Source organism: Nonomuraea sp. NPDC052116 (assembly GCF_040680035.1).
Taxonomy (GTDB): Bacteria; Actinomycetota; Actinomycetes; order Streptosporangiales; family Streptosporangiaceae; genus Nonomuraea; species Nonomuraea angiospora_A.
In genome coordinates this window covers 60,535-87,459 of the sequence record NZ_JBFAWA010000006.1, presented here as the reverse complement: position 1 = coordinate 87,459, position 26,925 = coordinate 60,535, and the positions used below count along the sequence as shown (strand labels likewise).

Sequence of the window (26,925 nt, the reverse complement as noted above, 5' to 3'; positions counted from 1 at the left end):
GTGATCGGCTCCATGCCACCCGTTCGCCCCGCTTCGCGGGCTCAGCGGCGGCGCCGGGGCACGGGCGCCGTCCGGTGGCTGCCGAGGAAGCCCAGCAGCAGGCCGGTGACGAGATCGGGGGCGTCGAGCGGGATCCAGTGGCCGCAGCGGTCGATCCGCTCGTAGCGCCAGGGACCGCGGACGAAACCGGCCGAGCCGGTCATCGTCTCCTCCGTGAGCAGGTGGTCGCCCGACGACCAGACGCCCATGGTGGGGGCGTACACCGGCAGGTCGGGTGGGGCGGGCCCGAGCTCCAGCTCGGGGGCGAGGTTGGCGCGGTACCAGTTGAGTGCCGCGGTCAGCGCCCCCGGCCTGGCAAGGTCGGCCAGATACCGCTCGGCGTCGCCCGCGCCGCCCAGAATGTCCCTGAACAGCCTCCAGTCGTCGGCCCGCAGCAGCTCCTCGCTCACGCCGGCGAACTGGAAGAGCAGCACGTACCACGACCTGGCCCGCTGCTCGGGCGACGGGAAGGCGCGGGCGGCCGGGTGACCCACGGACATCGCGACCAGGTGGTCCACCCTGCGCGGCCGGAGCGCGGCGTACATCCAGGCCACGGCGGCGCCCCAGTCGTGACCCACCACGTGCGCGCGGTCCACCCCGAACGCGTCGGCGACCCCCGCCACATCGCTCATCGCCAGCGCCAGCCGGTACGCCGGCACGCCTGCTGGCCTGTCCGACGCTCCGAACCCGCGCAGGTCCGGCGCGATGACCTGGTATCCGGCGGCCACCAGGGCGGGGATCTGGTGCCGCCACAGGGCCGCGGAGTCGGGGAACCCGTGCAGCAGGATCACCGGCATCCCCTCCCCCGCGACGGTGACCGCGAGACTCAGCTTGTTGACCTCGACCGTGCGCACGCTGCCGCTCATGGCACCTCCTCGGACCCCCATCTGTTCCAGAAGGTGCGTTCGGCGGCCGGAGTTCGCTGGGCCGGCTTGAAGTCGGTGCCGATCGTGTAGGCGACCGGCAGCACGCAGATCGGCGTCACGACGTCCGGCAGCTGGAGCAGCTCCGCGAAGGGCCGCGGGAACATCAGGTTCATGCAGGTGATCGTGCTGCCCAGGCCCCTGCTGCGGAGCGCGAGCTGGAACGACCACACCGCCGGGTAGATGGAGCCGTAGAAGTTGCTGGCCATCATCTCCCCCAGGCGGGCGTGCGAGCGCACGTCCTCCCGCTCGAACCGGGCGGCCCGGCGGCGCCAGTCGCTATCGATGCGCCCGATGTCCGGCGCCTTGCCCATGACACAGGGCACCACCAGCACGGGGACCTTGGCGATGGTGTCCACCAGGGCGGCCACCGACTCCTCCAACCGCTGGATGTCGGCGGTGTGCCGGCGCCGGCCCGAGCGGCCGGAGATCCGCGTCTGGTTGAAGTACCACGCCTTGCGGAACAGCTCGGCGATCTCCAGCCGCACCTTCTCCTCGGTGATCACCATCCAGCGCCAGCTCTGGTGGTTCTGCGAGGTGGGCGCCTGGATGGCCAGCTCCAGGGCCTGCTGTATCACCTGCACCGGCACCGGCCTGCTGATGTCCAGGCGCTTGCGCACCGAACGGGTGGTCGTCAGCAGGCGATCGACCTCGTCGAGGTCGAAGGGCGCTGGTTCCTGTCGGTACACGGTCATCCCAGCCTTCCGAGTAGGACGGCTCCGCGGACGGAGCCGGTCGCGGCGGTCAGCGCCAGGGCTGAGTCGACGCGCGGGACGGAGCGGGACCGGGTCACGTAGCGGGACAGCGCGCCGACCACCGGCTCAGCCAGTGCGTGGATCGGCGGGACCACCCCTTCCTTGACGGCCAGCGCCGCCACCGCGAGGTTCATGGCGCCGGAAGCGGCCTGGCAGTCGCCGCTCAGCGCCGCCGGCGCGGTCACCGGCGCCGCGGACAGGTACATCTCCAGCACCGCGGCCTCCAGGGCGTCCTCCGGGCTGCCGTCGGCGGCGCCGACGACCAGCCCCGGCCGCCCGGCGCCGGGCCGGAGCGCGGCCACCACGCTGCGTCGCACGGCCTCGCCTTCCCCGTCCGGCCCGCACCGGGCGTGGGCCGTGCTCGCGACATGCGCGTACGAGGTCCCGCCGCGCGCCGCGCAGTGCTCGGCCGACTCCACGATCAGCGCGACGGCGGCCGTTCCCGGTACCGTCCCGTCCCTGCCCCGGTCATAGGGCAGGACCCGGCCCCGGGCGGAAAGCCGGCCGCCAGCGGCCAGACCGCCGAACATCAGATCGTTGAAGCTGTCGGCGGCCAGCACCACGACGACCTCGGCTTTGCGGGCCTGGATGAGCTCGAGCGCGCAGTCCAGGGCCAGCGAGGCGGACACACCGCCGTGGCAGATCGTGGTGGTCTCGCCGCGCAGGCCCAACGCCTGGCAGACGGCCCCGCCGGTGGCGTTGAGCACCACGCTGGAGAAGTCCAGGACGGAGGCGTGCCGAGGGTCGGACTCCACGCTGCGGTCGAAGTTCTGCACGCTCTCCATCGACCCGCCGGCCGTGGCGAAGATCAGGCCGACGTCGTCCAGCTCGGACCTGCGCAGCGCGAGCCCGGCGTCCTCCCAGGCCAGCCTGGTGGCGGCGGTGGAGAGCCTGGACAGGGTGTTCATGTGCCGCCACACGCCCCTGGCGGCGTACGTACGGCCCGCCAGCGAGGGTGCCTCCGCCCCCATGCCCGAGGGGAAGCGGGAGGTGTCGAAGGAGGTGATGGGACCTATGCCCGACCTGCCCTCCAGCAGGGCGGCCCGCCACGCGTCCACGCCCACACCCATCGTGGACACGGGGCCGAGCCCGCTGATCACCGCCGGTCTCGGCGGCGGCGCCGGCCGCCCGCCGCCGCGTGGCTTGGAGAGGATCACCGAAACGTTGTTGCCGCCGAAGGCGTAGTTGTTGGAGACGACGACGTCGATGCGCATGGCGCGCGGCGCGTTCGGCACGAAGTCCAGGTCGGCGGCGTCAATGGCCTCCTGGTCGAACCCGGCCGTGGGCGGCGCGGTGTCCTCGTTGAGCGCGATCACGCTCGCCAGCGCCTCGACCGCGCCGGACGCGCCGAGCGTGTGCCCGATGAACGATTTGACGCTGCTCAGCGGCACGGAGGCGGCGCGCTCGGCGAAGACCGCGCGCATCACCTTGCGTTCCATGGCGTCGTTGGCGGGGGTGCCGGTCCCGTGCCCGCAGACGTAGTCGACGTCCTCGGTGGCCAACCCGGCGTCGGACAACGCGCGTCGCACGGCGCTCGCGCCGCCCCGGCCCGAGGGGTCGGGAGCGGTCGGATGGTGGGCGTCGGCCGACAGGCCGTAGCCCGCCACCTCGGCGAGGATCTCCGCGCCTCTGGCCCGTGCGTGTTCCTCGGACTCCACCAGGAGGAAGGCCGCGCCCTCGCCCAGGCTGAGCCCGTCGGACCTGCTGTAGGGCCTGGTGGGCCCGGGGCTGAGCGCCTGCAGGCCGTTGAACCCCGCCGTCACGTCGAACAGCAGCGGGTCCAGGCCGCCCGCCAGCATGACGTCCGCCTCGCCGGTGAGGATCTTGTCGCGGGCCAGGCCGACGGCGTTGCCACCGGCCGCGCACGCGGTCGAGACGAGGACGCGCGGGCCGAATGCCGCGACCCGGCCCGCGATGAGGTCGAGCGAGGCGTGCATCGGCCGGTACTTCCAACCGCCCTGCTCGTCGCGCGCCTTGAGGTTGCGGGCCGCCACGCACCTGCCCAGCACGACGCCGAAGCGGTCCGCGGCCGCCTCGTCCGGGAGGAGGCCGCCGTGCGCGATCGCCTGGCGGGCGGCGACGAGGCCCATCTGCGAGTCTCTGTCGAGCTCCAGATCAGCGCCGGACAACTGGTCGAGCAGCCATTCGTCGGGGATTTGCCCGGCGTAGGCGGACTCGAAGACCGCATAGGCCGGGTCGCGGACGGGCGTGATGCTGGTCTCCCCTGAAAGGAGTTGCGACCAGAACTCCTTCGGGTTCCTGCCGCCCGAGCAGATGATCCCGAGGCCGGTCACCACAACGGATCGAGACTCCACGAGTGGCCCTTCCTACACGATGGGGGTGATCCAGCTCTTCGGCAGGACGTACGGGGTGCTCAGCGTCTCGACCTCGAGCGTCGTGCCGTCCCCGCACTCCACGGCGAACGGCAGGCCGGCCGCGGCCAGCGAGGCGTCCATTCTGATGAGGCCGAGCACGGCGCCCAGCCCGAGGCTGTCGACCGCGTGCACCACCGAGCCCACCGCCTGCCCGTCGGCCAGCACGCGCGCGCCCACGGAGGGGAGCCCGCCACCGGACTCGCCGGCGAAGCCGATGGTCCGGATCACGGCCGGGCCCTCGAACTCGGCCATCAGCGCCGCGCGCCCGACGAACGACTCCTTGGCGCTGTCGACCAGCCAGCCCAGCCCCAGCGCGATCACGCCGTGCTCGGCCGACACCTCGCGGTGCATGATCGGCTGGCGGACCTCCAGCATCGTCATCTCCACCGCGGCCATGCCGACCGGGGTGGCGTCCTGGGCCGCGGACCGCCAGAACTCCCTGGCCGTAGCGTGGCCGGTGACCACCTTGTACCCGTACTCGCCGGTCACGCCGGTCCTGGCGAGCAGCACGTCGGCGCCGTCGAGATCGACGTCGGCCATCGACTCGAACGGCATCGCCGTCAGCTCCTCGCCGAAGACGCGGCCGATGATCTTCCATGAGTTGGGGCCCTCCAGGCCGACGACCGTGAGATCGGCGCTCCGGTCGATGATCTCCACCTCGTCGCCGGCCAGCTTGGTCACGTGGGCCCAGAGCCGGTCGCCGCCGCCGGTCGAACTCTCCAGCAGGACGCCCTCGTCGCGGCCGTACACGGTGACGATGTCGACCACCCGGCCGCTCTCGTCCAGGACCAGGCTGCAGACCGAGCGCTCACTGGAGAGGTACTCCACGTCTCTGGTGAGCAGGTTCTGGAGGAAGTCGGTGGCCTCGCCGCGGACCTCCATGACGCGCGAGGCCCCCCAGTCGATGAGGCCCGCGTCCTGGCGCAGGGCCTCGTACTCGGCCTCCGTGGTGGAGAACCGCCAGGCGACCCCCGCGCCGGCGACAGTGCGCGACTCGGCGCCCTCGGCGTACGCCTGCCGCAGCGGCGATACGTCCTTGATCACGATGGTCATCTGCTGCCTCCTTCAGAGGTCATGCTTTGGATGTGGTGGGCGTACTCGGAGTCGGCCGCGGTGAGGGCCCCGGTCACCGCGACGATTCCGTTGACCGTGGCCTCGCCACGGAACTCGCTCACGCCGGAGGCGCCGGCCGTGCGCTCGACGGTGAGGATCATCCGGTCCCCGGGCACGACCAGCCGGCGGAAGCGGAAACTACGCAGGCCCGTGAGATAGCCGATCGTGCCGGGCCGGCGGCCGCGCCGCACGCCTTCGGCCGCGCAGACCAGCAGCGCGAGCTGGGCCAGGGCCTCCACCGCCAGGACCCCGGGCAGGACGACCTTGCCCGGGAAGTGGCCGACGGTCCACGGCTCTCCGTTGGAGACGTTCTTGATCCCCGTGGCCCGGAGGCCGGGCACCACCTCGGTGACGGCGTCCAGCATGAGCATCGGCCACCGGTGTGGCAGCAGCACGGCGATCTGATCGGCGTCGAGAGACTGCACTGTCAGGGTGTCGTTCATGCCTGCGGCTGGGGCTCGGGCTGCCAGCGGCTGCGCAGCAGCTCGGGGTGGACCGCGTTGGCCAGGGTGGAGACGGAGCCGAACACCGAGATCTGGCTCTCGTACAGCGCCACGTCGAACTCGACCTCGACGCCGACGGCGAGCTCCAGGAAGTCGAGGCTGTCCAGCTCCAGGCCGCGGCCGAACAACGACTGGTCGTCGGTGATCCACTCCGGGTCCATGGTCAGGTCCAACCGGTGAACGATCATCTTCTTGATCCGGGAGCAGGTGTCGCGCCGCCGTTCGACCTCGGCGCGCATCTCCTCGATGTTCATGGGTGTACTCCTTGTCTGCGGTGCCTCTACTGGGGTCGCGCTACTGGATGTCGCCCGCCTCGAAGCCACCGCCGTGCACCTCGAAGACAGAACCGGTGATGTACGAGCCGCGGCTGGAGGCCAGGAAGCTCACCAGGTAGGCGACCTCCGCGGGCTGCGCCATGCGGCCCAGGCCGATCCGCGACGTGTATTCCTTGCGCCGCTCGACGGGGAGCGCGTTGGTCATCTCCGTCTCCACGAATCCCGGGGCAACGGTGTTGACCCTGATCCCGCGCCGGCTGACCTCGTGTGCCAAGGTCTTGGAGAAGGCGATGATGCCTCCCTTGGAGGCGGCGTAGTTCGTCTGGCCGGGCAGCCCGCCGTAGATGCCGATGGCGGAGGAGATGGTGACGATGGAGCCACAGCGGCGGCGCTCCATGAGGCGCACCGCCTCCCGGCAGGTCAGGAACGTGCCGATCAGGTTGACGTCCATGACCTCGCGGAACCGGTCCACCCCCATCGTGATGAGGTGGCGGTCGCGGGCGACGCCGGCATTGGCCACGAGCACGTCGAGCCGCCCGTACTCCTGCCTGATCCGCCGGAACATCTCGCTGACCGACTTCTCGTCGGAGATGTCGGCCCGTAAGGCGGTCGCCTGCCCGCCCGCGGCCTCGATGAGACGCACGGTCTCCTTGGCGGCTTCCTCGTCCTGCCGGTAGTTGACGATCACGTTGGCGCCCTCATGGGCCAGGTCCACGGCGACGGCCCGGCCGATCCCTTTGACCGCGCCGGTGACCAGCGCCACCGTGTCCGCTGGGAAGAGCATCGAGACTCCCCTCGATTGCTGGAAGATCGAATGTGCGCCCGGCACGGGCGCCGGGCCGGGGGTGGGTGCAGCGATCGCCCACTGCACCCACCCGGCGAGCCGCAGGATGCCTCGACGGTCCCGGTGCGAGCGCGGAACCGCCTGGCCGGCCTAGCGCCTGTAGATCACGGTGCTGCTCAGCACCGGGCTGGGCGAGGGGAAGCAGCTGGACGGGGCAATGATCGGCGGGTCCGGGTCCAGCGGAACCACCGACGTGACCCGAAGGCCGGGGTCGGCGTAGCTGGTGCCCGCCACCCGCAACTCGACGGTGCCGGTCGTACTGGCGGCCACCGCGTTGATCGTGATGGTGGGCAGGGTGACCCAGGTGCCGGCGGTCAGCGGTCCGGGAACCTTGAGTGTCACGGTGGTGGCCGTGGTGGTCACCGAGGGGATGCCGGGTCCCAGGTTGGCGCCGCCGGAGTAGGACGCGCCGGTGACGCTGGCGGGTCCGGAGAGCTGCATGGTCAACGTGAAGTCACGCAGCTCCCGGTTGGCGATGCCGTTCACCTCCGTGGGCACGTAGTAGGGGTCCGCGGTGCCGGAGCCGGAGAACGCGGTCCCGACACGGACGCGCGACGGCACGTTCGTGGTGATCGTCTGCTCGGTGGCGAAGACGACCGACTCGAACGGCGGATCCGCCCGGCAGTCGAACGTGACGGGGACGGTGGCGGCGGTGAGAGCGGGACTGGCGTCCGCGGCGGACGCTCCGCCGGCCACCAGCGCCATTCCCAGCGCCATGCTTGCGATCATGCGCGATTTGACTATTCGCATTTCTACCTCCTGCGAAGGAGCATGCGAGGGCGAGATCCACGCGGTGTACACACGCAATCCACAAGCGGTCCACGGCCGATACACGCCAATAGAATGCGATTCTGCCGGAGCTAATATGCGCTATGGATATTTTTGAAGCGCTTTACACGACGCGAGCGATGCGCCGGGTCAAACCGGAGCCGATTCCGGCGAAGGTCCAGGAGAGCATTCTCGACGCCGCCGTCCGGGCGCCGAACGCGGGCAATCTCCAGGACTGGCGATTCCTCCTGGTGGACGACGCGGCGACCAAGGCGCAGCTCGGGCCACTTTACCGGGACGCGCTGGCCCGGTTGTTCAACGGCCCGTACCGGGAGGTCAGAACAGCCCCCGCGGAATCGGGCGCACCTGCGATGCTGGCCTCCGCCCAATATCTGGCCGACAACTTCGAGACCTATCCCCTGCTGTTGTTCGCCTTCTCCACCGACCCCTCCGGGGCGTCCGTGATGCCCGCGGTGTGGAGCGCCCAGCTCGCCGCCCGGGCGCATGGCGTGGGCAGCACGTTGACCACCGTGCTCTCGCGCTACCACGCCACCGCGGTGATGCGGATCATGAGCGTGCCGAAGACCGAGGGCTGGCGGCCGGCCTGCATGGTGACCTTCGGCTACCCCTCCGGCCGCTGGGGGCTGGCCGTGCGGCGGCCGGCCGGCGAGGTGAGCTACCGCAACCGCTGGGGCGTGGGCACCGGCCTCGATCTCGCCGCCCCGCGCTGGGAGGAGTTGTGAACCGGCTGGCCGGCGCGCACGCGGTCGTCACCGGGGCGGCCTCGGGCATCGGCTGGGAGATCGCCCGGCTCTTCCACGCCGAAGGCGCCCGCGTCGTCCTGCTCGACGCCAACGCCGAGTCGGTCCAGGCCCGCGCCACGGAGTTGGGCGAGCAGGCACTGGCCCGGACGGTGGACGTCACCGACGAGGACGGCCTGGAAAAGGCGCTCGACGACGCCGTGGCGGCCTTCGGCCCGGTGCGGGTCGCCGTCAACTCGGCCGGTGTGGGCGCCTTCGGCCCGATCACCGAGCTGGCGCTGGACGACTGGCGGCGGGTGGTGGACATCTGCCTGACCGGTGTCTTCGTGTCGGTCAAGCACCAGGCGCGGCGCATGCCCGAGGGCGGCTCCATCGTGAACATCGCCTCGCTGAACGCCCGTCAGCCGGCGGAGGGCTTCGCCGCCTACTGCGCCGCCAAGGCCGGGGTGGAGATGCTGACCCGGGTGGCGGCCATGGAGCTCGGGCCGGCGCGCATCCGGGTCAACGCCCTGGCGCCCGGCCTGGTGGAAACCCCGCTGTCGGCCGCCTTCACGAACTCCTCACTGCGCCGCGAGTTCGAGGACAACATCCCGCTCGGCCGCATCGGCGAGCCCGCCGACGTCGCGGCCGCCGCGCTCTTCCTCGCCTCGGCGGAGTCGTCCTGGATGACGGGCGACCTGCTGATGATCGACGGCGGAGCGCACACCAAGCGTTACCCCGAGCTGATCAGGCACTTCCAGGGCAGGGACCGCAGGCGGCGTAGATAGGACCGCGTGATCGTTTCACCTCTTCACGCCGCAAATCAGCTCTGGGGCAAGGCTGTCATGCGCTCCTGCACGAAAAGAGCCTCTTTCACCCGTCGCTGAGCGTGGAGCAGGTCGAGCGATTGCTGCCAGGCATGGCAGGCGTCGGCATAGTGGCCGAGGGCCGCGTAGACCTGGCCGAGACTGTCAAGGGATTCGGCCTCTCCTCTTGTGTTGCCGACTTCCCGATACATCCCTAATGCTTGCTGGTAGTACGTCATTGCTTGGGCGTGTTTGCCGTTCTGGTGGGCTATGAGGCCGAGGCTGTGCAGGGTGTCGGCTTCGCCGTCCGGGTGCCCGTGTCGGCGAAAGAGGCCCAGGGCGTTCTGACAGTTCGCCTCAGCCTCGTCGTAGCGGTGCAGCTTGGCCTCCAGCCAGCCGATCGCGTTCAAGGCCCGGGCTTCCTCCACGGGGTTGGCGAGACCCTGGAACAGTGTCAGAGCCTGGCGGGCGTGTGGGAGCGCCTGGTGGAGATCGCCGTGTCGTTCCCAGCCGACGGCCAGCGCATAGTGGGTGCGTGCCTCCTCGCCTGTGTCACCGCCCTGTCGAGCGCAGCGTAGAGCCTGGCGAAGGTGGTCGAAGGCGTCGTCGTCGTGGCCTTCCGCCGTGTACGCCTGGCCCAGATACCGGTGTGCGAGTGCCTGCGCGGCCACGTCCTTCGAATCCAGCGCTGCGGCCAGGCCGGCATGCCAGACGGTCAGCTGATCCCGGCTTCGCCTGCGACGCGCGTGGAAGGTGACCAGCGTGCGAGCGAACTGCCAGACCTTCGGATACCACCGTTGTCGCATGGCGACCTGCTGCATCTCAATGAGCTGGGCATGCTCGAGGTCGAACCAGACCATCGCCTGGGCGGCGTCGCCAAGGGGATAGGCCGCGCATCCCGCCTCCGGTGCCTCCAGCGCCACCGGTGGGCGGCGCGGATCCAGCAGCCGGTCCGCGGCATAGGCGGTGTGCAGGTAGAAGTCGGCCAGCCGTCGCAGCGCCGCGTCCATGCGCTTGCGCCGTGACCGCGAATGAGCCTGCTGCGCACTGTACAGGTGGACCAGGTCGTGCATCCGGTATCGGCCCGGCACAGGCTGCTGCACCAGCGAGGTGTCTTCCAGTTGCCGCAGCAGCTCCCGGCACCTGCCCACGGGCGTAGCGGCCAGACTCGCCACGGCGGCAAGGCCGAGATCCACGCAGGGAGCCATGCCGAGCAGGTCGAAAATCATCCCCGCCGGCGACTGCAACGCACGAAGAGACCAGGAGAAGACCGCGCGCAGATCGGTTGTCGCGTCGCCCGCACTCAGGGCGTCGAGCCGGGCCGTGGTGTCACGCAGTTCCGCAGCCAGCGCGTCGAGCCGATGGTCGGGATGCGCGACGGCTCGCGCGGCGACGATGGCGAGCGCCAGCGGCAACCCGCCGCAGTGCTCGATGAGTGCGTCGAGTGCCCGCTGCTGGTCGGCGACGCGGTGCCGGCCCAGACGTCCGGCCAGCAGTTCACGGGCTTCCGCGGCTGAAAGGCGGTCCAGAGCGAGCAGGCGCGCGCCGTGTGTGACAGCCAGGCTGCGAAGCGGATGGCGGCTGGTGACCAGCACGGTGCAGGTCGGGCTCCCGGGCAGGAGCGGGACGACCTGGCTGGTGTCCCGGGCGTTGTCCAGCATGATCAGCATGCGGCGTCCGGCTATGACGCTGCGAAAGAGCGCCGCCTGAGCGTCGAGGTCTCGCGGCATGGAGGCCGGCGGAACCCCCAGGGCCTCAAGGAAGTTGCGCAAGGGCACATCCGGTGGCAGCGGTGCCGGATCCGGACCGAAACCGCGCAGGTCGGCGTACAGCTGACCGTCCGGAAAACGATCGAGGCGCATATGCGCCCAGCGCAGCGCGAGCGACGTCTTACCGATCCCGCCGACGCCACCGATCGCCGAGATCACCACAGTCTGACCTGGCGCGTCCCGGTTCTCGGCCGCCGCATCGAGATGGGCGAGCTCATCAGCCCGGCCCGCGAAGATCGCGGGGCGGGCGGGAAGCTGGCGGGCAACGATCGCCTGCCCGAACGGCGCGTCGCCGGTCCCGGTGTGAGATACCTCGCCTGGCGCGGGTGAGGTTGCGGTGGTCGTGCGAGGCCGCGTGGGCGCCGCCCGGCCTGCGAGCCGGTCTCTGACCTGAAGCCAGGCCTGAACTTCCTCCTCCGGTGCGCAGGCGTGCAGGAAGGCGACCAGCGTCTCAGGCCGTGGCAGTGCCTGCCTGCGCAGCGTGTCGGCGATGGTGCTGCGCGCCAGCACATCGCCTCGCCGCGCGGCGCGTTCCTCCAACTGGCGGTACGTGTAGCCGGATCGTTCCTTGAGCTGACGCAGGAGAGCGATGAAGCCAGCTACATCGTGTGCCCGGCGCGGGTCACCGGTTGCCGCGGTCATTTGCATCATGATCTTGGGCAGCCGGACGGCCGTCAACCGTCTGACACGTTGTCCTGTCCCGGTGAGCGCGAACGATCCCGGACAACGCCAGGACCAGGGCTTTCGCGGCTTCGTGTCCGGGACAATCCGCACTTCTTGTCGCCGCCCCAGGACCACGCGGAAGCTGGCACCTACATGATCGATCGACGTGGGAGCGACGATGGCAGGTCCATGGAAACGAACGGCGGTCTTGGTGGCGATGGTTCTGAGCGTCTACGGTCTGCCGTGGCCGCAGGCAACGCAGACAGGACTGCAATCCAACTGCGATCAGCCGCTGCTGAATACGTTTACGACGGTGCAACATGCGCCAACGTGATTGCAATCGAGCCAATCCGGCCGGGAATCGCCAGGAAGAGCGCCGGTGACGGACACTTCAACCCCTTGACGCCTCCCCATTGGGCCAATATCTTCATGATCGGATGATCATTGGAAAACATTCGACATTACGGCGAATGTTTCTCGGGAGTGGCGCACTATATACCGGCCTTTCCGTTTTGCGCCATTCCTCGGCTCCATCAACCCCTCAGCGGCTCGCCCCCTTCCAGTGGCATGCGTCCAGTCTGGTCGTGGCAGCGAGATATGTGCACAGGGAAGGAGAGGTGCGGTGCTCACACTGCCGTCATCAAACGACCCGAAGAAGCAGCACCCCGCGTTTCCCAGAAAGATCGAGTTCCAGCTGCTGGGAAATCTTGATGTTCGCCTGGACAACGGCGACTACCTGCCGATCTTGCGTCCGAAGCACCGCCAGCTGCTGGCGCTGCTGCTGTTGCAGGCCAACGTGGTCGTGCCGGTCGACGCGCTGATCGACCGCCTGTGGGACGGCACGCCCCCCGCTTCGGCTTTCGGCAATCTGAAGACCTACATTTGGGAACTGCGCAGATCCATGTCGCCGGACGTACCGGCCGACTCTCCGATCGACACCGTCTCCAACGGCTACCGAATCCGGGTGGAGCCCGACGGCCTGGATATCACCCGCTTCAAGCGGCTGGCCAAGGAGGGACATCGGGCGCTGCACCAGAAGGAGCACGAGACCGCGTGGGACCACTTCGAGCGGGCGCTGCGGACTTGGCGCGGGCGGGCACTCCAGGACACCCGGGCGATCAGGACCCTGCGTAACGCGGCCGCGCACCTGGAGGAGCAGCGGATCAGCGTGGTCGCCGAGCTCGTCGAGCTGTTGATCGCCCGTGGCGAGCATGCCGAGGCCATCGAACAACTGCGGTCCGTCATGGATCTCGTGGAAGTCGAGGAGCCCAGGGAACGGCTCTGGGGTCAGCTCATGCTCGCCCTCTACCTCGACGGCCGGCAGGCCGAGGCGCTGAGCACCTACCAGCGGCTGCGGCGGCTGCTCATCAACAACGTGGGGGTCGAGCCCACCAACGCGATCCAGGAGCTCCACCAGCGCATCCTGTCCGCCGATTTCTCTCTTGACGTCACCTGCTGATTGCCTGTACCCAGACATTGGAACACGTTCTATTCTGGATGCCTTCGCTACGAACGGAGTCGTGGGCATGCGTGCCGATCTGGCCAGGTCCATCCGGCTGTTCCGCGCGTTCAGGACAGAGCAGGCCAAGCCGGACGCGTACTACACCACCCTCGCCACCGACACCGCCGCCCAGCTCGCGGACCGCGTGTCCCTGGCCGGCGCCACCGTGCTCGACGTGGGCGGCGGTCCCGGATACTTCGCCGACGCCTTCAGGCGGGCCGGCGCCCGGTGCGTGTGCGTGGACGTCGACGCGGGAGAGCTGACCGGCCAGGGCGCACCGGGCTCCGGCGTGCTGGGCAGCGCCCTGGAGCTGCCGCTCGCCGACGGGTCGGTCGACGTGTGCTTCTCGTCCAACGTGCTGGAGCACGTTCCGGACCCGTGGCGGATGGCGGCCGAGATGGCCAGGGTCACCCGCGAGGGCGGGGTGATCTTCCTCGCGTACACGAACTGGCTCTCCCCGTGGGGCGGGCACGAGACCTCGCCCTGGCACTATCTGGGCGGCGAGCACGCCGCCCGCCGGTACGCGCGGGTGCACGGCAGGCAGCCCAAGAACCGCTACGGACGCTCGCTCTTCCCCGTCTCCGTCGCGCACGGCCTGCGCTGGGCGCGGTCCGCACGGGACGTCGAGCTGGTCGACGCCTTCCCGCGCTACCTGCCGTGGTGGTGCCGTCCGCTCGTCAAGGTCCCCGTCGTCCGGGAGTTCGTCACGTGGAACCTCGTCCTGGTGCTCAGGAAACTCGGGTGACGGCCGCCGTAGAAGGCCCCGGCACCCAGCGGGACGCCGCGCTCGACGGCATCCGGGCCCTGGCCGCGCTCGGCGTCTGGGTCCTGCACGTGGGCGGCAACACCGGGATGATCTACCAGGAGGGCATGTTCGCCTGGATGACGTCCCGGCTCGGCATCGCCGTGCCGATCTTCTTCCTGCTGTCCGGGCTGCTGCTCTACCGGCCGTGGGCCCGTGCCGTGCTGGAGGACGCGCCGTCGCCGCGGGTGGGCCGCTACCTGTGGCGGCGGGCGATGCGCGTGCTGCCCGCCTACTGGCTGGTCACGGCGGTGGCGCTCTGGGCCTGGGGGCAGCTCGACTGGACGGGCTGGCTCAAGTGGCTGTTCCTGCTGCAGAACTACTTCGAGCAGGGGCGGGCGCCCGACGGGCTCTACCAGATGTGGACGATGCCCATCGAGATGGCCTTCTACCTGGTCCTGCCGGTGCTCGCCTGGCTCCTGCACCGGTGGGCGCGCGGCGGCAACCGGCCCCTCCGGCTGCTCGGCGGCATCGCGGTGCTCCCGGTGATCTCGCTGGCCGGCGTGGTCGTCTCGCACGTGCTCGACCAGCCGGAGCTGGCGCTGTGGCTGCCGAACCACCTGATCTTCTTCGCCGCCGGCATGGCGATGGCCGTGCTGTCGGTGTGGATCAAGCGGCGCGAGGTGGTGGACGCGCTGGCTCCGCAGCTCCTGGTGCTGGCGCTGCTGGCGTTCGCAGTGCTGAGCACGGAGCTGGCCGGGCCGCGCACCCTCACGCTGCCCAGCCTGTCGCAGTCGCTGTGGCGGATGATCCTGGAGACAGCGGTGGCGGTGCTGCTGGTGGCCCCGTTCGCGCTGGCCTCCCGGCGCGACACGCTGCCGCACCGGGTGCTGGGCAACCCGGTGACCGCCTATCTGGGACGCATCTCGTACAGCTTCTTCCTGTGGCACGCGCCGGTGATCACGCTCTTCTACAAGCTCACCGGCCGCCCGGTGTTCAGCGGCGACTTCGTGGGCGTGGCGGTGCCCACGCTCGTCGGCTCGCTGCTGGTGAGCGCCTTGAGCTACCACCTCGTCGAGGAGAACGCGCTGCGGGTCAGCCGCCGGTGGCGGTCAGCACCTCCTGCTCGGCCGGAACCTCAGGCTCCGGTGTCGGCTCCGGCGCCGTGACGAGCTGGCCGAACAGCGACCCCATCGCCGCGCACGACAGGAGCTGCGGCACCTGGTCGAGCAGCGGATCGACGTCGACGCCCCGGTTGCGCAGGAACACCCCGGCGGCCAGCGCCACCGTCGCCGCGCCGAACAGGCCCGCCGTCGCCCAGTGCGTGTGCGGCCGGCGTACCCGCAGCCAGAGGGTGGCCACGACGGCGGCGAGCGCCACGAGCATGCCGGGCCAGTTCGCCACCCAGCCGCCGAACGCCAGGCCCAGCACCACGACGTAGGGCACCCGCCAGCGCGACAACCGCGACTCCGCCGCGGCGGCGGTCTCCTTGACGTGCTCGGGGCGGGGTCCGTGCATCACCAGGGAGAGGAGCGCGAGCAGCGCGATCCCGGCCAGGCCCAGCCCGAGCGCGAGCCGGTAGGGCTGGTCGGGCTCGTACGTCAGCCGCACCGTCCCCGCGGTGCCCGCGGGCAGCTGCCAGCCCTGCTTCCACCCGTCGATCCGGATCGGGCGCAGTTGCCGGCCGTCCAGCTCGGCCCGCCAGCCGGCGTTGAAGTTCTCGTTGACCACGAGGAAGGAGTCCTCCGGCGCGCTCACCCGTACCTCGCGCTCGACGGAGGACCAGGCGCCGCGGGCGGCGGAGCTCTCCACGGCCTCGCGCCGGGGCGGGAACGCGCCGATCGCGAGGTTCTCCACCGCGAACGGCTCCCAGCCGGCCGCCCGCACCCGGTTGTCCCCCGCCCGCAGCGTGACCCGGTCGCACGCGGTGATCTGCACGGGCCGCCCCTCCAGCAGGTCGGCATAGACGCCGGTGACCTTGGTCCGCACGGCCGCGCCGTTCACCTGGAGGGTCGGGCCCAGCCCGCAGGCCAGCCGGAACTCCGGCCCGGCCGGCCGGCTCGCCGGGCTGACGCCGGGGATCACCAGCTCGGTGACCTGGAGCCGGCGCGAGGCCGGGTAGAAGCGCAGCTTCAGCCGCGTCGTGGTGAGCGGCTTGAACCGCAGCGTCCCGCCGGCGTCCACCCGGCCGCCGCGGACCTCGCCCTTGGCGCCGGTCACGACCACGTCGAGCGCCTGCCGGTCGCCGCCGGGGCGGGCGACCTGGATCTGCGAGACGGTCCGCCGGCCCTTCCAGCCCAGCGTGAGCGTCGGCTCGGCGTCCTCCGGCGAGGGCACCCACGTGGTGGCGGAGTCGGCGTCGAACGCCGACCTCGGCGCGACCACCGCGTCCTTGCTCATCGCCGACGAACCGGTCACCGTGGTCAGGTCGCCGCTCAGCCGGGTGAACCGGTCGACGAGCGCGACGTCCCGCAGCACCGCCGAGCCCCGGAGGGTCGTCTTCCGGCCGGAGTCCGAGGTGAACGTCCGGTCGAACCCGGCGCCCTCCTCACCCGACCTGACCAGCAGCGGGTTGCACACCCAGCGGGCCCAGTTGCGCATGCAGCGCGGCCGTTCGTCCAGCCCGCGGTCCATGACGAAGACGTCCCCGTCCCGGCCCGGCATTCTGATGGTGCGGCCGGGCAGGACCCCGGGGATCGCGACCTCGGTGATGCCGACCCGCTGCACGAAGCTCCACTCCGCGTTGTACGTGCCCAGCACCCTGATCCGCACCCAGCTCGTCGGCCCGGCGGGGACGCGGAGCGTCTGAGCGTCGTTGGTCTTGGCCACGTCCTGGACCAGCCGGCCGCTCTCGGTCTCCACGGCCACCTTCCTGACCGACTGGCTGATCAGCAGGTTGTTGGTGAAGGTCACCCGCAGCCGGGGGATCTCCCGGGGCTGGCGGAGGTCGATGCGGAGCCATTCGTTCTCCGGCCGCTTCCAGCCGCCGCTCTCCCAGCCGGTGTCCAGGTCGCCGTCCAGCGCGGCCCAGGGGCCGCGGCCGGGGGTGCTGAGGCCGGGCACGGCGTCGGCGTCGGCGACCGAGGAGGAGGCCGTGACGTCGGCGATGCCGTCGTACTCGGCGGTGGCCGTCTCCTCCAGCCAGCCGTCCTCCAGCAGGTCGAGCTCCTTGACGCCGGTGAAGTCGTCGCGCCGGTCCGCCGTCAGGGTGGGCGACCAGTTGGACCTGATCTCGCCGAACTGCCGCTCGCGCAGCCGCAGCCCGTCGCTGACCACGGTGGGCAGGCCGGAGTCGGCCCCGTCGCCGTTCACCAGCGCCGGGCCCTCGCCGAGCAGGCCGAGGTCACCCATCGTCAGCAGCGAGTCCGGGCCGCCGCGCACCTCCAGCGCGTCCGCGGCGGGCTCCACGCTGACCATGTCGGTGCTCTCCGACACCTTGTACAGCTCCAGCGCAGGGAAGGGCCAGTCCACCGACTCGATGGCGTCGTCGGTGCCGGTGTCGCCCACCTCGCCGCCGAACGAGGTGACCTTGGTGATGCCGGGCGACTCGCGCAGCGCCTCGTAGACGCGCGACGGCCAGGCTCCCTGCAGGTTGGCCCGCATCAGGTCGTTCCTGACGAGCAGGTAGTGCACGCCCATCCTGCGCAGCACCTCGGTCAGCCCCACCGAGCCGTGGCCCGCGGTGAGCCGCTGGTCGATGACGTCGAGCAGCCTGGTCATGCCCACGGAGCCGGCCGCCGTGACCTGCCGGGCGGTCCAGCGGACGGCGGACAGCGGCTGCAGGGGGTCGTCCATGGGCCGGCCCCACAGGTACTCGCCGAACTTGGAGCCGGGCACGACGAGCACCCCGTCGTCGCCGGCGTTCTGGTTGAGCCACGTCGCGGCCTGCCGCCAGTAGAGCGGCACCTCCTTGAACTCGCCGGGCGGGGCCAGGCCCTGGTTGAAGACCGGCAGCACCAGCGCGGCGAGCGTCGCCACGGCCACCGACCGGATCGGCAGCCGCGCCCGGGCCGTCACGTGGGCCAGCAGGTGCGCCAGTCCGAGCGCCAGCGGCAGCCGGACGAGGGGGTCGAACTTGCGCAGGTTGCGCAGCGGCGCGAGCGGCCCGTCGAGCAGCCAGCGCACGGGCTCGGCGACGACCGGCTCCAGCGCGCTCATGTGCCCGGCGACCAGCGCCGCCGTGCCGATCAGGAACAGGGTGACGACGAACCCCTTGGCGGGCAGGTCGCGCCGGGCCAGCCCGGCCAGGCCGAGCGCGGCGAGCAGGCCGGTGACCAGGACCATGGCGGCCGCGGTGGCGATCTCGTACCCGGGCGGCTGCGTGGCGACGCCGTTGACGGTCAGGTAGCGCACCCAGTCGGAGGCGCCGCGCAGCACGTTCGTCAGCGAGGTGACCTGCGTGGTGGTGGAGGCGGTCTCGGTGTACGGCAGGAAGGAGAACGCGTAGCGGCCCACCAGGAGCAGCGGCAGCCACCAGAACAGCGTGGCCACCGACACGGTGCCGGTCCACCAGGCGAGCAGCCGCCAGCGGGGCACCGGGCGCGGCCGGGTGAGGATGTAGACGACGGGGGCGACCAGCACGGCCAGCACGGCCACCGCGTTCACGCCGCCGCACAGCGCCACGGCCAGCCCGGACCTGATCGCGCCGCGGGCGCGCTGACCCGTCTCCGCGGCGGTGAGCAGCGGGATCAGGATCCACGGCAGCATCGCCGCGGGCAGCCACTCGATCGAGATCTCGCCGAGGATCGACAGCGTGCGCGGCGCCAGCGCGTACGCCAGCGCGGCGGCGATCGCGGTGCCGGGCCTGCCGACGCCGAGCTGCCTGGCCAGCCGCTCCACGCCCAGGAACGCCAGGCAGAGCAGCGCCGTCAGCCAGAGCCGCTGGATCACCCAGGCGTCCAGCCCGGCCAGCTCGCCGAGCGCGAAGAACGGCCCCATCGGGAACACGTAGCCGGCGGCCTGGTTCTGGAGCTGCCCGAAGTGCTGGAGGTCCCACAGGTGGGCGACCCGCTCCAGCCAGCCGATCGGGTTGAGCGCGAGGTCGAGCTTGGTGTCGGAGATGATGCTGCCGGGCTTGGTGGTGAACGACAGCACGGCGAAGCCGAGGCAGCAGATCGCCAGCCAGAGCCGATGCCTGGCCCGCTCGGTCACCGTTCCTCCCACTCAAGGACGACAGAGGTGGCGGGAGCGCCGGGGGGACGGCGGACGAGGGCGGAGAGCCGCTCGGCGCTGCCGTCCCAGGAGAACTGAGCCGCCCATTCCCGACATTTCGCGCTATAGGTGTCGGAGGTCACCGCGAGCTCGTCGAGGGCCGCGGTGATGCCCTTGGCCAGGTCCCCGCCCTCGGGCAGCAGCCAGCCGGTCTCGCCGGGCCGCACCGCGTCCCGCAGCCCGTCCACGTCGTACGCCACCGTCGGCACCCCCAGCGCGGCCGCCTCCAGCACGCACAGCCCCCACCCCTCGCCTTGAGAGGTGTTGACCTGCAGCCAGGCTGCGGACACCAGCCGCTCCTTCTCCTCCTCGGTCAGGTAGCCGTGCAGGACAACGCCCTCGGGCGCCGCGGCGCGCAGCCGCGCCTCCTCCGGCCCCCTGCCGACGACGTCCACGACCAGGTCCGGCCAGCGCTTCCTGAGCTCGGGCACGGCCTCCAGCAGCAGCTCCACCCGCTTGTGCGCGACGAGCCTGCCGACGCACACGAGCCGCGGCCGCCGGCTCCGCCCGGCCCTCGCGCGCGGCGCTCGCAGCCGGCCGGGCACCCCGTTCGGGACGAGGTGGATGGGCCCGCGCCAGCCGAGCCGCTCCCGCATGGCGCGCACGGTCGACGGCGAGACGGCCACGCACTCGCGCCCCCGGTACGCCCACCGCGACACCGGCCCCTCCAGGAACCGGCCGAGCGCGGCCAGCCACCACGGCAGGTGCACGTCGAACTGCCGGTCGTGCACGTGGTGCACCACGCACAACACCCTGGTACGCCGCCCCACGACCAGCGGCGTGAAGAACGGGATGCCGTTCTGGCAGTCGAGGACCACGTCGAAGCGGTTGCGCCGGACCGACATCCAGAGCAGCACCAGGGGGTAGACGGTGAACGGCCCGCCCATGCGGACCAGCCGCACCCCTTCGACGGTCTCCTCGCGGGCCTGCCCGGGGGCGCGGGCCGTGACGAACCACACCCGGTCCCCGTCGGCCGCGAAGCGCCGGGCCAGCTCCCAGGCGTAGACCTCGGCGCCCCCCGCGGCCGGATGCCACGGGTCGCGCCAGTTGACGATGGCGATGTTCACGGATATCCGAGGGAGTCCAGCGGTTGCTTCACCCTGAGCGCGCCGCGCGACTCCGCGCGCAGCCGCGCCCAGATCCGGCAGAGCTCCAGCACTATGCCCAGGCTGTGCCGGGCCGGGGAGAACCGCGAGCCCGGCATGTCATGCCACGTCACCGGGATCTCCAGGACCGAGGCGCCGTCCGCGACGCAGCGCGCGAGCAGCTCGACGTCGAAGGCGAAGCCGTCGGTACGCAGCCGGGCCGCCATCTCGCGGGCGAGCAGCCCGTCGAAGAACTTGAACCCGCACTGCGTGTCGCTCACCCCGGGCACGAGCACTCTGGCCAGCGCGCGGAATCCGAACGCGCCCAGCTCGCGGATCGGGCTGTGCCGGTGCTCCACCTCGGCCAGGGGATGCGCGCGCGAGCCGATGACGATGCGCTCGCCGGAGAGCAGCAGCCCGAAGGCGCGCTCGACGGCCCGCAGGTCGGTGGCCATGTCGGCGTCACAGAAGCCGACGAAGGGCGCGGTGGTCTCCAGCAGCCCGGCGCGCACCGCCGCGCCCTTGCCGGGCGTGGGGCACTGCGCGAGGCGTACCGGGACCGGCTCCTGCGGCCAGGTACTGACGATCTCCGCGGTGCGGTCGGTGCTGGCGTTGTCCACGACGATGACGGCTGTCGGGAACGGAAGGCGGGCAAGCTTCGCGCACAGCTGCAGGAGCCCCCCAGGAAGTCGCCGTTCCTCGTTGTACGCGGGAACGATGATCTCAAGCAGTGTCGGTCGGCTCGTCCTCTCGTTCCCTTGACGGGAGGGCGGCATGGCCCGTGTTACCGGTCGCCGTAGTTGTAGAGCGGCCGGTTGACCGGTGTCGCCGTGGCACCGGTGAGTGACACGGTCGTGACGGTCGCCACCAGTGCGGCCAGGGCGACGCCAATGATCGCTGCTAAGAGGATCTTTATCACCGGGAATTCCTCCTTTGAGGCGGCAATGACCCGGGCGCACCCAACTTAGAACCAATTCTCCTTACTCGCTAGTAGCCAGGCTGAATTTTCACAAAGTCGCCGATCAAGTAGGGTGATCGTTCCCGGCAGGCGCTTGAATTCTGTACAACCGCAGCTCAGGCCGATCGACGACCAGGGTGGCCCCCTCGGTCCACCGGGCGAACCCGGCACGCTCCTCGAGCGTCCCCGCGTCCACCACGACGTACCGGAAGCCCGCTGCCGCCAGGTCCGGTGAAGATCCATCTAGTACGCGTTCCACCTCGCGCACCCGGCGGTCCTCGGCCGCGACGACCATGCTGCCGACCCGCACGGAGTCGTTGGCCACCACGTCGCGCCCCGGCGCGGCGAAGAAGCGCTGGGCCGGGTCGAGCACCGCCCGCCCGCCGTTCCAGGGGAACCTGCGATAAGACTCGAACGGTAGCACCAGGACGTCCCCCCGTGCCCCGTCCGCCAGGATCGCCGCTCTGGCCTCGTGCCAGCCGCGCGGATACTCCACCGCCTCCAGCCGGCCGAACGCCCCCCAGGCCAGCGTCGGCAGCACCGCCACCGGCGCCAGCACCAGAAGCGACACCGCGTACGGCGCCAGGCGCCCGCCCTCGGCGGTGGCCCGCGCGGCGAGCAGGCCGAGCCCCACGGCGGCCAGCAGCGCGAGCGGCGCCAGGAACTGCTGCGCGTCACGCAGCACCCCGAACCCGCCCCACAGCTCCACCAGCCACCTGAGCGCCGCCCGGCCGGCGGCGGTGACGCCGAGGCAGGCGATCGCGAACCCGGCGGCCGACGCCACGGCGAGCCCCGCCCGGCCGGGCAGGTCCCGGGCGCGCGCCACCGCCGCGATCCCGGCGATCACCAGCACGAGCCTGGCCAGGGCGGCCACCGGTGCGTCGTAGCCGGCGGGCACCGCGCCGGCGTTCCAGATCCCGCCGAGCGACAGCAGGCTCACCACCGCGCCGAAGGGGCCGTCCGCCCGCGCGGCGAACGCGTCCACGCCCACGCCGTCCCCGTTCAGCGCCTCCGGCCGGGCCAGCGCGGGCACCAGCCAGGGCAGGCTGAACGCCAGGACGAGGCTCGCCGCCAGCACGGTGTCCGCCACCCGGCGTCTGTGCTCGGCGGGCGCGCTCCGCGCGTACCAGGCCGAGGGGATGACGGTGATCGCGGTGACGGCCATCGCGGCGAACCCGCCCACCGCGGCCGGCACCATCGCCACGGCCACGCGGCGGCGCGCGCACGCCGCCCGGACCACCCATGGCAGCCCGGCGTACCCCAGGAGCAGCGCCCACTGCCCCATCAGCAGCCGCTCGGCGACGTACGGGTTCCAGACGTAGAACGCTCCCGCGACCAGCCGGGGCCCCAGCACGGCCGACGGGACGAGCAGCCCCGCCCCCGCGCAGCCCAGCGCGAACACCCCCAGCAGGACCGCCTTCTGCACCAGCTCCGCGGGAACCACCGAGGCCACCGCGGTCACGACGGCGTCGCTCGGCACGACCCGCGGCGCCCCGCCGGCCAGCCCGAAGGTGAAGCGCGAGAAACGCGGCTCCGGCACGAACACCATGTCCTGGACGAGGACGAATCCCCACCCCAACCCGGGCCCCAGCGCGAGAGCGCCCAGGACGAGTCCGAGCAGCGCGCAGGCTGCTCCGGCCCTCCTGGTCTGCGGCATCCCGCTATGACATCACAACCCAGCCACAGACATTCCCGGCATGTCCCCCGATTGTTAGTCTTTCCGCAGATCCAGGTGCTCTCTCGGTGACACGACGCCGCGCAAGGGAGCGGCGCGGGACCGATCCACGCGAGCGACGGGGCCAGAGGGACCGGTGACGACGAGCGAGACGACGGCCGAGAGCCGCCCGCGGACGCGTGGCGCCGAAGGTCGCCCGTGGACGCGCGGCGACGCCGTGCTGGCCGCCGGACTGGTCATGGTGGCCGTCCAGCTGGTCTGGAAGTTCGACCTGGTACGGCGCTCCTACTTCAGGCAGGACGACTTCACCTTCATCGCCCGCGGCCTGGAGCACGGCCTGACCTGGGACTACCTCATGCGGGTGGACTACGGCCACCTCGTGCCGGGGCCGTTCGCGATCCAGTGGGCGCTGGGCCGGCTGGGGGTCTACAACGACGTGCTGGCCCACGCCGTGGCGATGACGTTGCTCGGCGCCGCGGGACTGGCGCTCCTCCGGCTGCTACGGCTGCTGTTCGGGCCGCGCCCGGCCATCCTGGTGCCGCTCGCGTTCTACCTGCTGACCCCGATGACGATCTCGTCGCTGTCGTGGTGGGCGGTGCTGATCGAGACGCTGCCGTTCCAGATCGCGCTGCCGATGGCGCTGAGCTCGCACGTCCACTATGCGCGGACCGGCCGCTTCGGGCACGCGCTGGCCGCGGCGGCGTGGACGGCGGCCGGCATGGCCTTCTTCGTGAAGGCGCCGTTCATCCTGGTGCTCGCGCTCGCGCTGAGCGTGGGGTGGCTGCGCCGCCCCCGGCAGTGGCCGGCCTGGGTGCTGTACGCCGGAGTGGTCGCGGTCTACGCGGTGATCTTCTTCCGGCAGCTCTTCACCTCCGTGCAGCTCACGGACGACACCGTGCGGCCGAGCCTGCCGAGCCTGTCGGTCGCGGCCAGGTTCGCCTGGACTCTGCTGTGGGGCTCGCTGGCGCCCGGCGCGTTCGGCGGGCCGTGGAAGTGGCTGCCCATCGGGGACGACTACGCCATCGCCGCCACGCCGCCCGCGCTTGCCTGGGCCGCGCTCGGGCTGGCGGTCGTGGCCGTGGCGGCGTCGATCCGCTACCGCAGGCGGGCCTGGCTGGCCTGGCTGGTCCTGCTCGGCTACGTGCTGCTCGCCGACGTGGTGCCGGTGCTGATCGGCCGCGTGGAACAGCTCGGCCCCGACCTGGGCGGCTACGAGCTGCGCTACATCTCCTCCACGTCCATGGTGCTGGCCCTGGTGATCGGCCTGGCGTTCATCCCGCTGCGGGACGAGGAGCGACCCTGGCTCCGCCCCGCGCCCCGGCTGAGGCTCGTGTGGGTGCCGCTGGCCGCCGTCGTCGCGGCGGGCTCGATCTGGTCGGTGACGGCCTACGGCCGCCTGCCCCTCGGGCAGCACGTCAAGAGCTACGTGGAGACGGCACGGGTGGCGCTCAAGCGCACGCAGCCCGGCGCCGTCATCGTGGACGCGTACGTGCCGCCGAAGGTGGTCGTGGCCACATTCTTCTACCGGTACGCGCTGACGTCCAAGGTGCTCGGCCCCATCGCCGAACACCCGGTCACCTGGACCGGCCGGCTGAACGGGCCGGTCAGCGGCCCGCTCATGTTCGACGACCAGGGCCGCCTGCGCCCGGTGTCCATCGAGGGCGTCGTCGTCCCCGGGCGCTCCCCCTGCACGCGGGTGGGTCCCGCGGGGGTCCGCTTCCGCCTGCCCCTGCCCCTGCCCTGGGGCAAGTGGACGGCCCAGATCGGCTACCTGAACCCGGTGGAGACCACGCTGTCCGTGCGGCTCGGCGGGGCCGAGACGCGGGTGCCCGCGGGCAAGGACCTGGGCTCGACGTACGCGGCCGTCGAGGGCGGCGGGACCGACCTGGTCCTGCGCACCCTGGACGGCCGGTCCGCGTGCGTCGGCGAGATCAGGGTCGGCATCCCCAGACCGGCCGTGAACGCCACCGCCGTCCCCCCGCAGCCCGTGGGGGGATGACGCTCACTTGCCGGGCTCGGGGTCCCTGGGCAGGCCCAGCATGCGCTCGCCGATGATGTTGAGCTGCACCTCCGTGGTGCCGCCGTAGATGGTCATCGCCCTGGTGGCGAGCACCGCGCGGTTCCAGTAGCCCGCGTCGCCGAGCTTCATGTCGGCCCCCACGACCGCCGCCGCGCCCAGCAGGTCCACCGCCGTCTCGGAGACGTGCTGGGCGTGGGAGGTGGACAGCAGCTTGCGTACGGACGCGTCCGCGCCCGGCTCGGCCCCGGCGAGCTGCTTGAGCGTGACCCGCAGCGACAGCGCGTTGATCGAGTGGCCCTCGCAGATCACCGCGGCCACCTGCTGCGCCTCGGCCGGCGTCAGCTCGCGGCCGAGGCGGCCGATCAGGCCCAGCAGGTCGGGTACGGACGCGCCGGTGCCGCCGGAGCCGGACGACAGCGAGACGCGCTCGTTCGAGAGCGTGTTGCGGGCGACCTTCCAGCCGTCGCCGACCTCGCCCACGACCAGGTCGTCGGGGACGAAGACGTCGTCGAGGAAGACCTCGTTGAACAGGTTCTCGCCGGTCATCTCGGTCAGCGGCCGGACCGTGACGCCCGGGGCCTTCATGTCCACCAGGAAGTACGTGATGCCCTGGTGCTTGGAGCCCTCGCTGGAGTTGCGGGCGATGCAGATGCCCCACTCGGCCACGTGGGCGACGGAGGTCCAGATCTTCTGCCCGGTCAGCTTCCAGCCGCCCTCGACCTGCTCCGCCTTCATCTGCAGCGAGGCCAGGTCGGACCCGGCGCCGGGCTCGGAGAACAGCTGGCACCAGATCGTCTCGCCGCTGAGCGTCCTGGGCAGGAAGCGCTCCTGCTGCTCCCGGGTGCCGTACGCGGCGACGGACGGCACCACCCACGCGCCGATGATCATCGCGGGCAGCTTGACCCTGGCGGCCTTGAGCTCCTGGGCGATCAGCACCTGCTCCAGCGGCTTGGCGTCGCGGCCCCACGGCCGGGCCAGGTGCGGCATGACGAAGCCGCGGTCGGCCAGGGCCCGCTTCTGCTCCTTGCCCTCCAGCCGGGCGATCTCCGCGATCTCGGCCCGGATCGACTCGCGCAGCTCCTCGGCGTCCTCGGGCAGGTCGATCTGCATCTCGCGGGCGACGCCCGCCAGGGCCAGCCCGGTCACCTTGGCCGCCCACTCCGACGAGGAGCCGAGCAGGGCGCGCAGGGTGAGCGCGCGGCGGTAGTAGAGGTGGGCGTCGTGCTCGAAGGTGTAGCCGATGCCGCCGAAGGTCTGGATGGCGTCCTTGGCGCACTGGACGGCGGCGTCGGGGGCCATCACGCCCGCGATGGCGGCGGCGTATTCAAGCTCCCTCCCGTCCACCCTGGTGGCGTCCCAAACGGTCGCGCGCGCCTGCTCCAGCGCGACCAGCATGCGGGAGAGCTTGTGCTTGATGCCCTGGAACTGGCCGATCGGGCGGCCGAACTGCACGCGCACCTTGGCGTACTCGGCGGCGGCGGTGACGCACCACGAGGCCAGGCCCGCGGCCTCGGCGCCGAGCAGGATCGCGGCGAGGTTCAGCACGTCGGGGCGCTGGACGCCGCCCAGGATGCCCTCGGCGGGGACCACCAGCTCCGCCAGCTCCACCTTGGCCACCGGCCTGGTCAGGTCCAGCGACTTGATCTCGGTGACGGTGACGGCGGAGGCGTCGACGAGGATCCACTCCTCGCCGTCGTCCGTGGCGACCGGCAGCACGAGCGCGTCGGCCAGCGAGCCGCCGAGCACGGGGTCGGCCGTGCCGGAGACGACCAGGGAGCCGTCCTCGGTGCGGGTGCCGGTCAGCGAGCCGGTCAGGGCGACGGCGCCGGTGAGGGTGCCGTCGGCGAACGACTCGAGGTGCTCGGGGCGCTTGGAGGCGCTGATCACGGCACTGGCCAGCACGGTCGGCAGGTAGGGCCCGGGGGCCATGCGCTCGGCCAGCGCCTCGACGGCCACGGCCGTCTCCAGCAGCCCGTAGCCGGAGCCGCCGTACTCCTCGGGCACGTGCAGGCCGAGCAGCCCCTGCTCGGCGAGGCCCGCCCAGAACGGCGGACGCCCCTCTGTCCCGGCGCGCAGCAGCTCGGACGGGATGTTCCGCTCGGCCCAGCCGCTCACCGACTCACGGAGCGCCTCGTGCTCCTCGCTCAACCCGATCGCCAT

General features: G+C 71.6%; 21 protein-coding genes. 6 read left to right on the top strand and 15 right to left on the bottom strand.

All coding sequences use genetic code 11. The features are described 5' to 3' along the window. Nucleotides 1–41: 41 nt before the first annotated feature. From AB0L65_RS12905 to AB0L65_RS12870, 8 genes are all read right to left on the bottom strand, one after another. Nucleotides 42–905 (bottom strand): alpha/beta fold hydrolase, encoded by an 864-nt coding sequence (locus AB0L65_RS12905; protein ID WP_364243991.1) that lies wholly within the window; start codon nucleotides 903–905, stop codon nucleotides 42–44. Beyond that, on the bottom strand, nucleotides 902–1,657 hold the full coding sequence (locus AB0L65_RS12900) for a nitroreductase family protein (protein WP_364243990.1): 756 nt from the start codon (nucleotides 1,655–1,657) through the stop codon (nucleotides 902–904). The genes AB0L65_RS12905 and AB0L65_RS12900 overlap by 4 nt, the downstream gene beginning before the upstream one ends. Beyond that, nucleotides 1,654–4,032 (bottom strand): beta-ketoacyl-[acyl-carrier-protein] synthase family protein, encoded by a 2,379-nt coding sequence (locus tag AB0L65_RS12895; RefSeq protein WP_364243988.1) that lies wholly within the window; start codon nucleotides 4,030–4,032, stop codon nucleotides 1,654–1,656. Before AB0L65_RS12895 ends, AB0L65_RS12900 begins: the two co-directional genes overlap by 4 nt. A gap of 12 nt (nucleotides 4,033–4,044) precedes the next feature. Next, the gene (locus AB0L65_RS12890) at nucleotides 4,045–5,145 is read right to left on the bottom strand and encodes an aminomethyl transferase family protein (RefSeq protein ID WP_364243985.1); all 1,101 of its coding nucleotides are present in this window, start codon (nucleotides 5,143–5,145) and stop codon (nucleotides 4,045–4,047) included. Beyond that, entirely contained in the window at nucleotides 5,142–5,648 is a 507-nt protein-coding gene (fabZ, locus tag AB0L65_RS12885; RefSeq protein WP_364243983.1) for a 3-hydroxyacyl-ACP dehydratase FabZ, read from the bottom strand. The genes AB0L65_RS12890 and fabZ overlap by 4 nt, the downstream gene beginning before the upstream one ends. Beyond that, nucleotides 5,645–5,962 (bottom strand): phosphopantetheine-binding protein, encoded by a 318-nt coding sequence (locus tag AB0L65_RS12880; RefSeq protein ID WP_364243980.1) that lies wholly within the window; start codon nucleotides 5,960–5,962, stop codon nucleotides 5,645–5,647. The genes fabZ and AB0L65_RS12880 overlap by 4 nt, the downstream gene beginning before the upstream one ends. 40 nt (nucleotides 5,963–6,002) lie before the next feature. Then, nucleotides 6,003–6,767, bottom strand: coding sequence for a 3-oxoacyl-ACP reductase FabG (fabG, locus tag AB0L65_RS12875; protein WP_364243977.1), 765 nt, complete (start codon nucleotides 6,765–6,767; stop codon nucleotides 6,003–6,005). 150 nt (nucleotides 6,768–6,917) lie between these two features. Beyond that, entirely contained in the window at nucleotides 6,918–7,544 is a 627-nt protein-coding gene (locus AB0L65_RS12870) for a hypothetical protein (RefSeq protein WP_364243975.1), read from the bottom strand. Nucleotides 7,545–7,735: 191 nt separating this feature from the next. Between AB0L65_RS12870 and AB0L65_RS12865 the strand changes: the two genes are divergently transcribed. Together AB0L65_RS12865 and AB0L65_RS12860 are read left to right on the top strand one after the other, a co-directional pair. Then, complete coding sequence (locus AB0L65_RS12865; protein ID WP_364243972.1) at nucleotides 7,736–8,338, top strand: nitroreductase family protein; 603 nt, start codon at nucleotides 7,736–7,738, stop codon at nucleotides 8,336–8,338. After that, nucleotides 8,335–9,123 carry an SDR family oxidoreductase gene (locus AB0L65_RS12860; protein WP_364243970.1) on the top strand — a complete coding sequence of 263 codons (789 nt, stop codon included), beginning with the start codon at nucleotides 8,335–8,337 and terminating at the stop codon, nucleotides 9,121–9,123. The genes AB0L65_RS12865 and AB0L65_RS12860 overlap by 4 nt, the downstream gene beginning before the upstream one ends. 35 nt (nucleotides 9,124–9,158) lie before the next feature. Here the strand turns inward: AB0L65_RS12860 and AB0L65_RS12855 are convergent, their stop codons facing one another. Beyond that, nucleotides 9,159–11,552, bottom strand: a complete 2,394-nt coding sequence (locus tag AB0L65_RS12855; protein WP_364243968.1) for a tetratricopeptide repeat protein — start codon at nucleotides 11,550–11,552, stop codon at nucleotides 9,159–9,161. Nucleotides 11,553–12,195: 643 nt separating this feature from the next. Here AB0L65_RS12855 and AB0L65_RS12850 point away from each other — a divergent pair. From AB0L65_RS12850 to AB0L65_RS12840, 3 genes are all read left to right on the top strand, one after another. Next, nucleotides 12,196–13,032 (top strand): AfsR/SARP family transcriptional regulator, encoded by an 837-nt coding sequence (locus AB0L65_RS12850; protein WP_364243965.1) that lies wholly within the window; start codon nucleotides 12,196–12,198, stop codon nucleotides 13,030–13,032. 67 nt (nucleotides 13,033–13,099) lie between these two features. Continuing rightward, nucleotides 13,100–13,819 (top strand): class I SAM-dependent methyltransferase, encoded by a 720-nt coding sequence (locus tag AB0L65_RS12845; RefSeq protein ID WP_355190908.1) that lies wholly within the window; start codon nucleotides 13,100–13,102, stop codon nucleotides 13,817–13,819. Then, nucleotides 13,816–14,985, top strand: a complete 1,170-nt coding sequence (locus AB0L65_RS12840; protein ID WP_364243963.1) for an acyltransferase — start codon at nucleotides 13,816–13,818, stop codon at nucleotides 14,983–14,985. Before AB0L65_RS12845 ends, AB0L65_RS12840 begins: the two co-directional genes overlap by 4 nt. Here AB0L65_RS12840 and AB0L65_RS12835 read toward each other — a convergent pair. From AB0L65_RS12835 to AB0L65_RS12815, 5 genes are all read right to left on the bottom strand, one after another. Beyond that, nucleotides 14,912–18,967, bottom strand: coding sequence for an alpha-(1->3)-arabinofuranosyltransferase family protein (locus tag AB0L65_RS12835; RefSeq protein ID WP_364243961.1), 4,056 nt, complete (start codon nucleotides 18,965–18,967; stop codon nucleotides 14,912–14,914). The genes AB0L65_RS12840 and AB0L65_RS12835 overlap by 74 nt on opposite strands. Further along, nucleotides 18,964–20,094, bottom strand: coding sequence for a glycosyltransferase family 4 protein (locus tag AB0L65_RS12830; protein ID WP_364243958.1), 1,131 nt, complete (start codon nucleotides 20,092–20,094; stop codon nucleotides 18,964–18,966). The genes AB0L65_RS12835 and AB0L65_RS12830 overlap by 4 nt, the downstream gene beginning before the upstream one ends. Continuing rightward, the gene (locus AB0L65_RS12825; RefSeq protein ID WP_363962543.1) at nucleotides 20,091–20,888 is read right to left on the bottom strand and encodes a glycosyltransferase; all 798 of its coding nucleotides are present in this window, start codon (nucleotides 20,886–20,888) and stop codon (nucleotides 20,091–20,093) included. Before AB0L65_RS12825 ends, AB0L65_RS12830 begins: the two co-directional genes overlap by 4 nt. Nucleotides 20,889–20,896: 8 nt before the next feature. Further along, nucleotides 20,897–21,031, bottom strand: coding sequence for a hypothetical protein (locus AB0L65_RS12820; RefSeq protein WP_318787313.1), 135 nt, complete (start codon nucleotides 21,029–21,031; stop codon nucleotides 20,897–20,899). Between the two features lie 103 nt (nucleotides 21,032–21,134). Next, on the bottom strand, nucleotides 21,135–22,727 hold the full coding sequence (locus AB0L65_RS12815; protein ID WP_364243955.1) for a hypothetical protein: 1,593 nt from the start codon (nucleotides 22,725–22,727) through the stop codon (nucleotides 21,135–21,137). Between the two features lie 154 nt (nucleotides 22,728–22,881). Between AB0L65_RS12815 and AB0L65_RS12810 the strand changes: the two genes are divergently transcribed. Next, nucleotides 22,882–24,744 (top strand): hypothetical protein, encoded by a 1,863-nt coding sequence (locus AB0L65_RS12810; RefSeq protein ID WP_364243952.1) that lies wholly within the window; start codon nucleotides 22,882–22,884, stop codon nucleotides 24,742–24,744. A 3-nt stretch (nucleotides 24,745–24,747) separates the two neighbouring features. On the opposite strand, the gene AB0L65_RS12805 is transcribed toward AB0L65_RS12810, so the two are convergent. After that, nucleotides 24,748–26,925 carry an acyl-CoA dehydrogenase gene (locus AB0L65_RS12805; protein ID WP_364243949.1) on the bottom strand — a complete coding sequence of 726 codons (2,178 nt, stop codon included), beginning with the start codon at nucleotides 26,923–26,925 and terminating at the stop codon, nucleotides 24,748–24,750.

Excerpts from the sequence above, each read along its gene's own strand:
- AB0L65_RS12905 (WP_364243991.1), bottom strand. The coding sequence starts at position 905 with ATGAGCGGCAGCGTGCGCACGGTCGAGGTCAACAAGCTGAGTCTCGCG.
- AB0L65_RS12900 (WP_364243990.1), bottom strand. The coding sequence starts at position 1,657 with ATGACCGTGTACCGACAGGAACCAGCGCCCTTCGACCTCGACGAGGTC.
- AB0L65_RS12890 (WP_364243985.1), bottom strand. The coding sequence starts at position 5,145 with ATGACCATCGTGATCAAGGACGTATCGCCGCTGCGGCAGGCGTACGCC.
- fabZ (WP_364243983.1), bottom strand. The coding sequence starts at position 5,648 with ATGAACGACACCCTGACAGTGCAGTCTCTCGACGCCGATCAGATCGCC.
- AB0L65_RS12880 (WP_364243980.1), bottom strand. The coding sequence starts at position 5,962 with ATGAACATCGAGGAGATGCGCGCCGAGGTCGAACGGCGGCGCGACACC.
- fabG (WP_364243977.1), bottom strand. The coding sequence starts at position 6,767 with ATGCTCTTCCCAGCGGACACGGTGGCGCTGGTCACCGGCGCGGTCAAA.
- AB0L65_RS12870 (WP_364243975.1), bottom strand. The coding sequence starts at position 7,544 with ATGGCGCTGGGAATGGCGCTGGTGGCCGGCGGAGCGTCCGCCGCGGAC.
- AB0L65_RS12865 (WP_364243972.1), top strand. The coding sequence starts at position 7,736 with ATGCGCCGGGTCAAACCGGAGCCGATTCCGGCGAAGGTCCAGGAGAGC.
- AB0L65_RS12855 (WP_364243968.1), bottom strand. The coding sequence starts at position 11,552 with ATGACCGCGGCAACCGGTGACCCGCGCCGGGCACACGATGTAGCTGGC.
- AB0L65_RS12845 (WP_355190908.1), top strand. The coding sequence starts at position 13,100 with ATGCGTGCCGATCTGGCCAGGTCCATCCGGCTGTTCCGCGCGTTCAGG.
- AB0L65_RS12825 (WP_363962543.1), bottom strand. The coding sequence starts at position 20,888 with ATGCCGCCCTCCCGTCAAGGGAACGAGAGGACGAGCCGACCGACACTG.
- AB0L65_RS12815 (WP_364243955.1), bottom strand. The coding sequence starts at position 22,727 with ATGCCGCAGACCAGGAGGGCCGGAGCAGCCTGCGCGCTGCTCGGACTC.
- AB0L65_RS12805 (WP_364243949.1), bottom strand. The coding sequence starts at position 26,925 with ATGGCGATCGGGTTGAGCGAGGAGCACGAGGCGCTCCGTGAGTCGGTG.